We start from the raw sequence: 13564 nt of genomic DNA on the forward strand, positions 1-13564 counted from the left end.
GTATAACGGGGGGGAGCCAGGCATAGGGTGGCAGAATGCAAAAAATGCCTGCCTACTGTTAACAGCACGCAGGCAATGGGGTATTTAAAAAAAGAGGTAAACCGGGGTTTACAGCCCTGTTCTTCTTTTATAGGCGGCCAGTGTATTCTTCAGCAAACCGGCAATAGTCATCAAACCAACGCCACCGGGAACGGGCGTAATGGCCTGGGTTTTAGGCGCAACCTCGGCGTAGGCTACGTCGCCTTTAATGCGGTAACCTTTTTTGGCAGTAGGGTCGTCTACACGGGTAATACCCACGTCAATTACCACGGCGCCTTCTTTCACCATATCCGCTTTTACAAATTCGGCGCGGCCAAGGGCAGCTACAATAATATCTGCTTCGCGGCATACAGCTGCAAGGTCAGGCGTTTGTGAGTGACATAAAGTAACGGTGCAGTTGCCATAAGGCAGGTTGCTGCTGAGCAAAACACTCATGGGGCGGCCAACAATATTGCTGCGGCCAATTACCACGGCATGTTTACCCTTGGTAGTAATGTTAAAATGCTCCAGCATCAGCATAATGCCGTACGGGGTAGCCGGGATAAACGTGTCAAGTCCCTGCACCAGTTTACCAACGCTAACCGGGTGAAAACCATCCACATCTTTCGTTGGGTTGATGGCTTCAATCACCTTTTGTTCGCTGATTTGTTTGGGCAGCGGCAGCTGAACCAGGATGCCGTCGATGTTGTCGTCGTCATTCAGCTGGCGGATGGTATCGAGCAGTTCGCCCTCAGAAGCGGTAGCGTCCAGGCGTATGAGGGTAGATTCGAACCCGATTTCTGCACATTGTTTTACTTTACTGGCTACGTATGTTTCACTTGCACCATTGTTGCCTACCAGCACTGCTGCGAGGTGGGGAGCCCGTTTGCCCTGGACCAGCAGTTGCTGAACTTCCTGTTGCAATACATTTTTTACCGATTCTGCGGCAATTTTTCCGTCTAGTATTAACATGCTGCAAAAATATTAAGCAGTAGCCGAAGTGCCTATTTTTTTCCTTGCACCCTGAAAAAGCTGACAAATGTTAGTGATTAACGTTTTATTAACTTAGCTTTAACATAATTAACATTTATTTCAATGTCTACTACGTTTAGAACGTCATGTGCAGTCAACAATTGAAATGGGTAAACGTCCATTTTGTCCTACTGCCCCTGTTTACGTTTGCGTAACCATCTCTTCAGCTTTTTAAACCCGCTGTGTTTGGCAACAACCTGATGTACGTGATGAACAATTGAGGCAATGAATGTCTTTTAATGGTTTGGTGTACAGGAATTGTTTGTATTAGCTGCTGTTACAGCAGCCCGGTATTGAAAAATAGTACCCGGTGTTTTCGACTTAGGCATTTTCTACTGTTTTTGTTTTGTTTTAACGCTTTGCGTTACAACTAACTGCTTATGTCTTTCACACAGGGACCTGCCCCGGCATTGATAGCCTCCTGATTTTATTCCTATTAACACATGAGAAAAACCTTCTGAAAAGAGGGCAGGCAGTGTATTGCCTGGAAATCATCAATTGTGTCACCAATTCAAAAACCATAATTTCATGAGAAAATTGTTGCTTATTTTCCCGGTTCTGTTATGGTGCATCATAACAGCCACCGGGCAAACCGGTACAGTTACAGGTAAAGTGCAGGACAAAACCGGCAAGCCGGTTGAAGGCGCTTCTGTACAGGTAAAAGGTACATCGAAAGGTACTACCACTACCGAAAGTGGTACATTTTTCATTAATGCCAAAGTGGGCGATGTATTGCTGATTACCGGTGTAAACTATCACGCACAACAGGTACGTATCTCCAACCTTTCTTCATCCATTGATGTTTCACTCGATTCCGTTGCCAATGTAATGCAGGAAGTGGTGGTAACTGCCCTGGGCCAAAGCAGGAGCAAGGCCAAACTGGGGTACACTGCCACTACCGTTACATCCGACGTGCTGAACAGAGACGCGCCGGTAAACCTGCTCGATGGGGTACAGGGCAGAATTGCAGGTGCCAACATCTCCAACGTAGGTGGCCCCGGTACTTCTACCAAGGTGGTGCTCAGGGGCTATAGTGTAATTGGCGGAGGCAGCAGCAACCAGCCGCTCTACGTAATTGACGGTGTGCCGTTAAGTGATGCTTCGCCTTCAGCCCAAACAAACGGAACCAGCAATACCGACTTTGGTAATGGTATGACCAACATTAACCCCAATGATATAGAAAGCATCACCGTGCTCAAAGGCACAGCTGCTGCTTCACTGTACGGTTCTACTGCCAAAAATGGCGCTATCATGATCACCACCAAAAGAGGTAAGGCCGGCAAGCTGCGGGTAGATTACAGCGGTGGCTATAACTTAAGTAAAGTAGGGAAGCTGCCCGAAATGCAGAATGAATTTGGACAGGGATGGGGCGGCCAGTTTATCCTGTCTGAAAATGGCAGCTGGGGACCAAGACTGGATGGTAAAATGCGCCCCTGGGGTGCTACCGTTGATAATTCACAGCTCATTAAACCGTTCTCTTTTGTCAAAAATAATATCCGCGATTTTTACAATACCGGTACTGAGCTCACCAACAGCATCGCCTTATCCGGTGGTACAGATATCAACCGCTTTTACTTCTCTTATGGTAACGTGTTCAGCGATGGCGTGCTGCCTACCAAAGCCGATTACCTTGAAAGGCACACGTTCGCTTTAAGAACCAACAGCAACTACGGTAAATTCTCTATCAATACTTCTTTCAACTACATCAACCGTAAACAGAACGCACCGTTTACAGGCCAGGGCGGCAGCGATGGTCAGTCAACATTTGAAGCCTTGCTGCAAATACCCGTTGATATACCAATCAAAGATTTCTCCGCCTACAACAACAAGTTCTTTAACGTAGACAACTACTTTACCCCCTACGCCGAAAACCCCTATTACCCGCTGAATGAAAACGGTAACGTTCAAAAATTAGATCGCTTTTTCGGTAGCCTCGACATGAATTACAAATTCACCGATTACCTGAGCCTGCAATACAGGCTGGGTGGTGACTTTACCAATGCCCGCACACTGGGCTTTAAACAACCCAATAAACCATCGCCAGACAGCTGGAATGATGGTAACAACGTAGAAAGCGCCACAAGAAAAGAAGACTTCGGTTCAGTATCGCAGGCTTCCGATTACTATGGTATCATTAACATGGACCTGATCCTGAAATACAACCAGGACCTGAACAAAGACCTGAACCTGGAAGTGATCGGCGGTGCCAACTACTACCAGAGCAATCAGCGCAATGAATTTGCACAGGTTACCAACCTGGTAATACCAGGGTTCTTTAACTTGTCAAACAGCAAACTGCCACCCGTTGTTTCTGATTTCAACAGCCTCAGAAGACGTGTTGGCTTGTACGCACAGGCAACACTGGGTTACAAAAACCAGTTGTTCCTGTCTGGTAACGTCCGCAACGACTGGTCTTCTACATTGCCCATCAATAAAAATTCTATCTTCTATCCGGGTGGAAACCTCGCATGGGTAGCTTCACAAACATTCGACATGACGCATAGCCCTGTATCTTTCCTGAAGTTCAGGGTGGGTTATGGTAAAACAGGTTCTGATGCTGAACCATACCAGGTGTACCCTGTGTTAACTGCCGGAACACCTACAGCACCGCTGGTAGGTTTGCCGTTTGGTTCCATCACTTCACCGTTTAATGGTGTATCTGCATTCAGAATTGCCAATACTATTGGTAACCCTGCATTGAAACCGGTTATTACCAAAGAACTGGAAGCAGGCCTGGAAGCACGCCTCTTTAAAAACAGGATTGGTATTGATGCGACTTACTACAACAAACGCACAGATGGTCAGATTCTCGTAGTGCCTATTGCTCCGGGATCTGGTTATACAGGCCTGGTGCAGAATCTTGGTTTAATTACCAATAAAGGCGTTGAGCTGGCATTGGATGTGAAACCGGTTGTAAGCAAAAACTTTAACTGGTCAATGACCTATACCTACACCAAAAACTGGAATAAGGTAAATAACCTCAATGGTGGTCCTTCCAATGTAATTCTCAATACAGCCTACGATGCTGAAATACGTGCCGTACCCGGTCAGCCGGTTGCTGAAATGTACGCACTTGTGCCTGCCACCACACCAGATGGTAAAATCATTGTAGACAGCAAAGGCTTGCCAACAGCGGCGCAGCAAAAGGGCGATTTCGGTAGCACACAGTACAACTACATGATGGGTTTGGTAAACACCTTCAGCTACAAAAACTGGACACTGAATGCCTCGCTCGATTTCAGGTTTGGCGGTGTAATGTACAGTGGTACTTCCGATCTGTTATTGTTTGTGGGTAACGGCAGGTTAACCACATTTAACGATCGTAATGCCTTTGTAGTACCCAATTCAGTACAGGTTACCGGAACAGATGCCAGTGGTAAAGATGTATATGCTACCAACAGCACAGCCATTACATCGGATAATTTCTACTCTTATTTTTATCCTACCACCAACCCCGGCAGCTCTTACTACCAGCGCATCATCAGTAAATCGTTTTTGAAATTGAGGGATGTGACGCTTTCTTATAAACTGCCGCAGCATTGGGCTTCTAAAATTGCATCAAGTGGCTTATCGGTGGGTGCTTATGCACGTAACCTGCTTTTATGGACACCCAAATCAAACCTCTACCTCGATCCTGAGGCAGGCAACCTGGGTAATGATCTTACCAGTGAGTTGGGTGAGTTCCGTGCAGCACCTGTGTCTATCCAGGTAGGTCTTTTATTGAGAGCTAGTTTCTAATTGAAAAAATTAAAGTATGCAGTTCAACATCATGAATATAAAAACATTACTGGGTGTTGCTTTACTATCGGTGCTGCTTGCTGCAACCGGTTGTCAAAAACACCTCGATATAAACCAGGATCCAAACAATCCATCGCTTGAACAGGGTACACCGTTTATTGTATTTCCTGCAGCTGTACTGGGTACAGCAGGCGCAGCCGGCGACCTTGGCATATTGGGTGGTTTGTGGGCTGAGCATTTTACACAATCTGCCATTGCCAACCAGTACATCTACATAGATGCGTACAACGTAAAAACAGCAGACTTAAATGGCCCGTACACACTGTTGTTTGCCAATGGTCTTAAAAATTACCAATATGTAATTGACAAGGCACGTGCGGCAAGTGACTGGACATTCTATTTGCTGGGATGGACAATGAAGGCTTACACTGCCGGAGAGCTGGTAGATTTGTACGACAAAATACCTTACACCGAAGCCCTGGCCGGAACGAGTAACCTGCAGCCGAAATTTGATGATGGTTATGCAATCTACCAGGACCTGATCAAGGGGCTTGATTCAGCGTTGGGAAAAGACTTCTCAGCACGTACCAGCACGATATTTACTCCTTCCAATGCCAATACGGATTTGTTGTTTAACGGCAACCTGGATAAATGGATTGCGTTTGCGAATACCATGAAGCTGAAATTATACCTGCGTATGGTAAATGCGCATGCAGATGTGGCGCAGGCAGGTATTACAGATTTACTGAGCAGTGGTGCTACCTTCCTGACCAATAATGCAGGTGTTACCACATTTACTGACGCACCCGGTCTGGATAACCCCATGTACGAACAAAACATCCGCCAGCTCAATACCGGCGATAACCTAAGGGCCAGTACAACCTTCTTAAGCTGGTTAATTGCCAACTCCGATCCGCGTATTGTAAGCTATTTCGGATCAACCGGTGCCACTTCACTCGACCAGGGCGATCGCAATGGTAATACAGCGGCAACAGTGTTTGTGCAATCTGCCACAGATCCGGTACTGTTTCTTTCAAAAGCAGAATCCTATTTTCTGCAGGCAGAGGCTGATGTGCGCTATGGTGATGGATCGCACGCACAAAGCCTGTACAACCAGGGCGTACTGCAGGCATTTACTGATGTAGGCCAGGATGGAACCAGTTTTGTTGCACCCGGCGGAGCGTATGAGTTTCCCACAGGAGGTTCAACAGAAGATAAGATCGAAGCAATCATCGTACAAAAATGGGCCTCCTTCGCCTACGGTACCCACCAGCTTGAGGCATTCTTCGATAAAAACCGTACAGGTTATCCCAAAACAAGTCCGGTGTATTCAAATGCCATCAACTATGTGCCTGGCCAGATCGTGGTATCGGCAAGCACAACATTGGCTGCAGGCTTATTACCAAAACGACTGGTATATCCTTATGTAGAAACATCACGTAATGCAAATGCACCGGCACTGGTACCCATTTCAACACCAGTATGGTGGGGTAAATAAAACATCTATATTATGAAACAATATACCATACAATATTTACTCTTTACCATAACCACTGCACTGCTGCTGTTTGGTTGCAACAAAGAGAACGACGTAACACAAAACGACAGAACAGTAGGGCATTCCACCATTACCTATTACGCCACTGTAACATTGAAAGGTGATCCCTACATGTCCATAGTAAAAGGCGGTACATTTACCGATCCCGGCGCATCAGCCGAAGCCCAGGGAAAAGATATACCTGTTACCGTAAGCGGTTCGGTAGATGCGAGCACCCCGGGATTGTATACACTAACGTACAGTGCCGTAAATGCCGACGGGTTTGCTGCCACCGCTACACGCACTGTTGCGGTGCTGCCAGTTGCAGAAACACCCGGTACAGATATTTCGGGCAGTTACTACTACATAGCGTCTCCCAGCACGCTGTCTTCCGTAGTAAAACTGGCGGAAGGCTTTTACAGCACTTCCAATTGCTGGAGTGCGGCAACCACCATTCCCTGCCTGTTTATCTGCACAGACGGTACCAATATCACTATGCCAGTGCAGCCCACAGGCTTTGGTGCATTGAATGGTACAGGTACACTTGACGCTTCGGGAGCATTAACCTACGTAGTAACCATTCCTTCGCAGAATATAAATGGTACACTGAGAAAATGGCACAAGCAATAGGCATTCATCAACACAATTAAACATTAAGCGATGAAAAAACTGAATATACTGATCGTGCTTTTTGTAGCGGTGTGTATCTCCTCCTGCTACAAAAACAATTTGCTGGATCCTGAAAAACTGCCGGCATCTCCTGTAGCCGGTGAATGGTGGGTAAGCGTGCTGGTGGGCTCTGATGATATTGGCGGTACCCGTTTTAAAATATATACCTACAATGACGATGTAAACAAAGATTCCATATGGATAGATGACGGCGAAAATATTTTCGGGTTTAAGGCCAAGGCAAAAGCTGATTTTGCCGGCAAAACCTTCGCCGGTACCAATTCAGGTAATGAATACTATCCGGCTGATTCAACCCTGGCGCCCAGCGTTACATTTGCCAATGGCAAGGTATTGCCAAAGGCCGCGCATTCAAAAACAGGTGTAGTGTGCGACAGTATTTATATGGAAGTTCAACTGGCAGGAGACCCCACTACTTATATCTTAAAGGGGTGTGCCAGAACAAACTGGCCTGACGATGATTATTGATTGGCATACATATATACAGGCCATCCGAGCGGATGGCCTGTATGCTTTACCTGAAATGATTGATTGGAATAATAGCTGAATATCAATAGGGGTATGAGGAATGTTGTTTCTACATTTTTTTTGCAAATAACCGGGAAGAAGGATGTGGGTAATTTGGACGATTGAAATTTAATAGTATATTTACCTAATATGTTAATTTGATTAACATAAGTCGCACTTCCTCAACACTTCCTCCAAAAAAACCGAAAAACCCATTGTGTATTAAATAAAATTCCTTCACATGAGAACCACTGCTAACTGCGGCACAACTGCCTGCCCAAAGCGACGTAAACCTATGCTACGGCGTTTACCCGATTTTGCCTTGCATCCGGTGCAAGTGCACCCGTTTCCATAAACTTTAGTGTTTACAGCCAAACGTGCGGGGTTGCAAAACCACCTCCATGATCCGGTATAAAACCCGGGTGTTTTCGCATGTCCTGTACCAAGGCCGGCAATAAAGGCTGTTTCACAGCCAGGGCATCGCTATGCCGTTATTCAGCTACACCAAAACAAACAATCATCATCAACAAAACCAATCCTGACTTATGAGGAAGTTTTCCTTCATGCTGGTGGTATTATGGCTTGTAAGTATAGCCATTGCCTCAGCTCAAATCCGTTCCGTAAGTGGAAAGATTACGGATGCATCCGGGGCAGCCATCCCGTTCGCATCTGTCAAGATCTCCGGCAGCCGTGCCGGTGTAAGTGCCGATGACAATGGTACTTTTGTTATTAAAGCACAATCCGGCGATAAGCTGGTGATTTCGGCAGTAGGTTATACCGCCCAAACAGTAACCATTCCTGCAGGACAGCTTTTCATCACATTGACCAAAGAACAAAATACTTTGTCTGAAGTGGTGGTTACTACGGCGCTCGGTATTAAACGCCAGCCCAAAGAACTGGGTTATTCAACCGCAACTGTTGGCAACGCCGAGCTAACGCAGGCAAGGGTTACCAACCTGGCCAACGGTTTGTCGAGTAAAGTGTCGGGTGTGGAAATACGCCTGGCCGATAACAGTGTAAACCCTAACGTGAAAATAACTTTCAGGGGTAACCGTTCATTAACCGGTAACAATACTGCGTTGATTATAGTAGACGGTATACCTGTTGAACAAAGTTATATCGCGAGCCTGAACCCTGATGACGTAGAGAATGTATCTATCCTTAAAAGCGCCAACGCTGCTGCTTTGTATGGTAAAGATGCTTCCAACGGTGTAATGATCATCAACACCAAAAAAGGGGCGCGCTCAAAATTGGCTGTTACCTACCGCAACACAACCATGTGGAACAAGGTATCCTACATGCCTGCACTGCAAACTGAATATGGTCCGTACGGTGGTGAAGGCGGCGGTTTTAACGATCCTGTTACCGGCTGTGTCGGTTGTGTAACCTATGTAGATCCCTTTACCGGAAAACCACTCGCCACGCCTTTCGAGAACCAGAACTTTGGTCCTGCCTACAACGATCTCGACTTCCCGCTGGCACAGATTGCGATTGGTGGTCCTGATCCCAACGGTAAGATTATTTATGGCCCGTACAAAGCCATTAAAGACAACCGCAAAGATTTCTTTCAGACAGGCTTAAACGAACAGAACAACCTTTCAGTAAGCACCGGTACAACCTGGGGCAGCCTGTTTGCTTCGGGCCAGAACGTAGTGAACAAGGGTGTTGTATATAACGATAAATACACACGTACCAGCGGTCGTATTGGCGGCAGACTGAACTTTGGCCGCTTTAGCGCAGACGGTAGCTTTAACTATAGTCACCAGGTAACAGATCAAACAGGTTTGAACTTCTCAGGTGGTACACAGTATCGCCCGGTTTACTGGAGTGTTATTAACCAGCCGCCGCACATTAACCTGAAAGATTTTAAAGATGTTGACCACAACTTCTTTGCATCTCCTTCAGGATACATCAATGCCTATTATACCAATCCATGGTACCAGGTATTTCACTCCCGCGCAAAAAATACCAACAATGCACTCACCAGCTACCTGCAGCTGAATTACAAATTGCTTAGCTGGTTGTCATTCTCTGCACGCGGCGGTTACAGCAAAACAACCATCGATGCGCCGGCTCATATCGATGCCTATGCATTTGCGCCAATTGCACAAACCGATCCATGGTCTGCAGGTAACACAGCCTCTTCTTATGCAAACCTGCCTTACCAATCAGAGCTTATCAAGATTAAGTACGACGACCTGAATACAGATGGATTCTTCACCATCAAGAAAGGTTCAGGCAGTTTCGACTTCACCGGTATCGTGGGTGCTAACTACCGTTCACGCAACAGCCATGGTTACTGGTACTCTAACCAGGCAGTGGCCACCATGTCTATTCCCAACTCATACACCAAACGCACCAATGCAGATGGAAGCGCTTACCAGGATCTTGATTATAAAGCAAGATCACAGGCGGTATATGCTGATTTAACTATTGGTTATGACAAATGGTTATTCCTGCATGGTTCGTTCCGCAATGACTGGCTGTCTATCCTGGAACCAACCAAGCGCAGCTTCCGTTATGGTGGTGTGGATCTCTCAGCCGTATTGAGCGATAAACTGGATTTCCTGAAAAACAGCAATACCATTTCATTCCTGAAAATAAGGGCTGGTTATGCCATTACCGGTAACGTAAGCTTCCCCAATACCACCAGCATTGGTTTCCTGAATAACAGCGGTGCCAATGGCAACAATGGTTTGGCAATGCCAACCTTCAGTGCCTACTACCTGTATCCTACCACAACGGTAGGTGTTGGTTTCCCTTATGGTAACCTGCCCGGTTATTCACTGGGTACACGCGTAGTGCAAACCGGTATTAAACCTGAAAAAGATGGTGCTGCCGAAGTAGGTTTTGAAATCGGCTTCCTGCACGATCGTATCCGTTTTGAAGCTTCAGGTTTCTCTACTACAGCTAAAAACCAAACGCTGCCCCTGCTTACGTCCAACGCATCGGGTGTTGCTACGTACGTGGTTAACGCCGGTAAAGTACTCGACAGGGGGTATGAACTGGAACTGCACTTGACACCGCTGCTGAAATTCGGTGCATTTAAATGGAACTTCAACGCCAACTTTACACAGCTGGATGATAAAGTAAAAGAAATAGATCCTTCACGCGGCTTGAACAACGTTGGTCTGCAGGATATAAAATATGGTACCAACACGGTAGGTAGCATCAGGGCTATCGCAGGTAATTCTTACCCTACGCTGATGGTAACCGATTGGAACCGCGACGACCAGGGACGTATTATCGTAAACAAAAGCACAGGCATGCCTTCTGCCAATACAACGCAGAAAGCAGTGGGTAATACCAACTACAGGTACATGCTGGGCTTAAACTCCAACTTCAGCTTTAAAGGTCTTACACTGAATGCGGTGTTTGATTATCGTGGTGGTGCAAAAGGTATTGCTGCATTGGGCAATGCACTCGATTTTGCCGGTATCTCAGAAAACAGTGCAACCAATAGGGAGCACTTTATCATTCCTAATTCTGCATACCTCGATAATGGTAAATATGTGCCTAATACAACCGTTCCCACGTCTGGCCAGGTGGCCAGCTTCTGGGCTAACGTGTACAATGGCATTGGTGCACCATATGTGTTTAATGCCTCATTCTGGAAATTACGTGAGCTTTCTTTAGGCTACGATTTGCCGGTTAAACGCATGGGCTTCGACAAAGTGGTAAAACGTCTCAACTTCGCAGTAGTTGGTCAAAACCTGTTTATGTGGCGTCCTAAAAACAATCCATATACCGATCCTGAGTTCAGTGATTCCGGTTCTGGTAATGCGATAGGCTCTACATCAGAGTACCAGCTGCCTCCGCTGAGAAGTTTTGGTTTTACTTTAAGCGCAACTTTCTAACCACTAACACATGACTTATATGACAATTATTAAAAAAATATACAGCAGCCTGGTGTTTGTGGGAATGCTGGCAGGTGCAGTTTCCTGTAAGAAGGAGCTGGACAAAAACCTTCAGAACCCGAATGGCGTGCCCAGTAAAGACATCAAAGGCAAAGACGTATTTCCCAGTGCACTCAATAATACTGCAGCCATGATATTGGGCCAGGCAGTATACTCAACCGGTACAGCTACAGCTGCTTTCGCCAGCGAATGGATGGGATACACTGCACGTACCACCAGTTATTCTGCTTCAGGTGCACAGTTGCAGATTGAGTTATTTACGCTCAACAGCACGTATTCAAATGGTTTGTGGGAAGGCCAGTACCACAATATTTTCGACTACAATTTTGTAATCGCCAACAGTGATGCAACTTCTGTATTATCCGGCGCCGCCAAAGTAATGCGCGCACTGGTGTTTGAAGACCTGGTGGATATTTATGGCAACATTCCTTACAAACAGGCAGTTGATCCGTCCGGTAATATCAGGCCTGCATACGATACAGACAGCACTATTTACCGTTCATTAATCACCGACCTGGACAGTGCAATTATATCGTTAAAAGCGTCGCAAAGCGGTGCAGATGATGCGGCAGATGTTTTGTTTAAAGGTGATAAAACCAAATGGGTGCAGTTTGCCAATACCATCAAAATGCGCATTCTGATACGCCAGTCTGTGAATGGTGATCAAACCTACATCAAACAACAGTTCACTGCCATTCAAACCGAAGGCAGCGGTTTTTTGTCACAGGAAGCAGGTGTAAACCCCGGCTATACCGATGCGGTTAACCAGCAAAGCCCGCTGTGGAATAACTATGGTTTTGAGGTAGGCGGTAAAAATGGTAAAGCCAACCACGTGTTTTATATAGCCAACAAAACAATGACCGATTACCTGGCAGCACGTGCTGATCCGCGCCTGGGCCGCCTATACGCCGAAAGTCCCAGTGGTGTTTATGACGGTAATTTTTTGGGCGATGGTGTAAGCGCAAGGCCGGTGGCTACGCTGAGCACATTTGGTCCGGGTGTATTGCAGAGCGCTGCGATGGATGCAGTACTGATGTCGGCAAGTCAGTCGTACCTGCTGCAGGCTGAAGCTGCCTACAAAGGATATATTACCGGTGATTATATAAGCCTGTTCAGGAAGGGAGTAGAAGAATCGTTCCGTTACCTGGGTGTACCCGGCGGTGCAACTGCTGCCGATGCCTACATTGATGGATCAGCTGATGACCGCATAAACATTGCCGCATCTGCCAACCCGGTTAAAACCATCATTTACCAGAAATGGATAGCGCTTTGCGAAATGGACGGACTGGAAGCATGGGCCGAATGGCGCCGTACCGGTTTCCCCGATCGTACCAAGCCATCGTTAAACCCCAGTGTTGCCACGAATGTAATTCCTGAGCGATTGTTATATCCACAAACAGAATTTGACAACAACACCGCAAATGTTGCCATGCAAAAGCAAACTTCTGCAGACAAATACAAGGCTATTTTCTGGAGTAAGTAATTGTAAGTAGTTATCCTTCTAAAACTGAAAATGATGAAAAGAACATCCTTTTTTATATTACTCGCCTGCATTGCGATGGCATTCGGATCATGCTTAAAGAGCGATGATTTCCTGGATACAGCCAATACGCAGCCGGTTATTGAATTTCCGAGTTATGCCAGCGGCGCCAATAATGCAAACGGCAATACTTTGTCTGATACTACCCCGGTAGTGCATCTCGACACAGCTATCGCACTAAACCTGGCTTCGCCACAGGTAATTAACAAAGATTATAAAGTAACCGTGCAGCTTGATACTGCTGCCATTGCTGCCTACAACGCAGCAAACGACGATACGTATGAGCCATTGCCTGCAAGCCTGATTACAATTCCCAGCGCAACAGTTACCATACCGGCCAATCACCGCATAGGCAGGTTTGGTGTATCACTTGCTTTGGATAAAAGTGATTACAATAATCACAAATACGCCGTAGCATTTACCATTACCGATGCCCCCGGTTTAGTTATCAGCAGTAATGCAAAAACGTTTATATGGCTGCTTGATTTGCATGATTAAAAAATGAAATTGGACAGATGTATAAAAAGAGGCGCCAATGCGCCTCTTTTTTATCAATCAAGTAATTAAAAATTAACCTGTTATTGGCTC

The 13564-nt window shown here is 46.2% G+C and carries 8 protein-coding genes; 7 read left to right on the forward strand and 1 reads right to left on the reverse strand.

Going from position 1 to position 13564, the window contains the following annotated elements:
* Positions 1–108: 108 nt before the first annotated feature.
* Complete coding sequence (locus DXN05_RS21855; RefSeq protein WP_116849431.1) at positions 109–990, reverse strand: bifunctional 5,10-methylenetetrahydrofolate dehydrogenase/5,10-methenyltetrahydrofolate cyclohydrolase; 882 nt, start codon at positions 988–990, stop codon at positions 109–111.
* Positions 991–1578: 588 nt separating this feature from the next.
* On the opposite strand from DXN05_RS21855, the gene DXN05_RS21860 reads away from it, so the two are divergent.
* The 7 genes from DXN05_RS21860 to DXN05_RS21890 all read left to right on the forward strand — a co-directional run bounded on the left by DXN05_RS21860 (position 1579) and on the right by DXN05_RS21890 (position 13474).
* Entirely contained in the window at positions 1579–4788 is a 3210-nt protein-coding gene (locus tag DXN05_RS21860) for a SusC/RagA family TonB-linked outer membrane protein (protein WP_116849432.1), read from the forward strand.
* Positions 4789–4804: 16 nt separating this feature from the next.
* The gene (locus tag DXN05_RS21865) at positions 4805–6286 is read left to right on the forward strand and encodes a SusD/RagB family nutrient-binding outer membrane lipoprotein (protein ID WP_116849433.1); all 1482 of its coding nucleotides are present in this window, start codon (positions 4805–4807) and stop codon (positions 6284–6286) included.
* A gap of 12 nt (positions 6287–6298) precedes the next feature.
* Positions 6299–6955 carry a DUF5011 domain-containing protein gene (locus DXN05_RS21870; protein ID WP_116849434.1) on the forward strand — a complete coding sequence of 219 codons (657 nt, stop codon included), beginning with the start codon at positions 6299–6301 and terminating at the stop codon, positions 6953–6955.
* Between the two features lie 30 nt (positions 6956–6985).
* Positions 6986–7480, forward strand: coding sequence for a lipid-binding protein (locus DXN05_RS21875; RefSeq protein ID WP_116849435.1), 495 nt, complete (start codon positions 6986–6988; stop codon positions 7478–7480).
* A 584-nt stretch (positions 7481–8064) separates the two neighbouring features.
* Positions 8065–11376: a SusC/RagA family TonB-linked outer membrane protein gene (locus DXN05_RS21880; RefSeq protein ID WP_116849436.1), complete on the forward strand. Its 3312-nt coding sequence runs from the start codon at positions 8065–8067 to the stop codon at positions 11374–11376.
* 19 nt (positions 11377–11395) lie between these two features.
* Complete coding sequence (locus DXN05_RS21885; protein ID WP_158559398.1) at positions 11396–12919, forward strand: SusD/RagB family nutrient-binding outer membrane lipoprotein; 1524 nt, start codon at positions 11396–11398, stop codon at positions 12917–12919.
* A 33-nt stretch (positions 12920–12952) separates the two neighbouring features.
* Positions 12953–13474 (forward strand): DUF1735 domain-containing protein, encoded by a 522-nt coding sequence (locus tag DXN05_RS21890; protein WP_158559400.1) that lies wholly within the window; start codon positions 12953–12955, stop codon positions 13472–13474.
* The last annotated feature ends 90 nt before the right edge of the window (positions 13475–13564 follow it).

The sequence above is a fragment of the Deminuibacter soli genome, assembly GCF_003412455.1.
Lineage (GTDB): Bacteria > Bacteroidota > Bacteroidia > Chitinophagales > Chitinophagaceae > Deminuibacter > Deminuibacter soli.

What these genes read in the sequence shown, in the direction of transcription:
- DXN05_RS21855 (WP_116849431.1), bottom strand. Translation starts at nt 990, where the DNA reads ATGTTAATACTAGACGGAAAAATTGCCGCAGAATCGGTAAAAAATGTA.
- DXN05_RS21860 (WP_116849432.1), top strand. Translation starts at nt 1,579, where the DNA reads ATGAGAAAATTGTTGCTTATTTTCCCGGTTCTGTTATGGTGCATCATA.
- DXN05_RS21865 (WP_116849433.1), top strand. Translation starts at nt 4,805, where the DNA reads ATGCAGTTCAACATCATGAATATAAAAACATTACTGGGTGTTGCTTTA.
- DXN05_RS21870 (WP_116849434.1), top strand. Translation starts at nt 6,299, where the DNA reads ATGAAACAATATACCATACAATATTTACTCTTTACCATAACCACTGCA.
- DXN05_RS21875 (WP_116849435.1), top strand. Translation starts at nt 6,986, where the DNA reads ATGAAAAAACTGAATATACTGATCGTGCTTTTTGTAGCGGTGTGTATC.
- DXN05_RS21880 (WP_116849436.1), top strand. Translation starts at nt 8,065, where the DNA reads ATGAGGAAGTTTTCCTTCATGCTGGTGGTATTATGGCTTGTAAGTATA.
- DXN05_RS21885 (WP_158559398.1), top strand. Translation starts at nt 11,396, where the DNA reads ATGACAATTATTAAAAAAATATACAGCAGCCTGGTGTTTGTGGGAATG.
- DXN05_RS21890 (WP_158559400.1), top strand. Translation starts at nt 12,953, where the DNA reads ATGAAAAGAACATCCTTTTTTATATTACTCGCCTGCATTGCGATGGCA.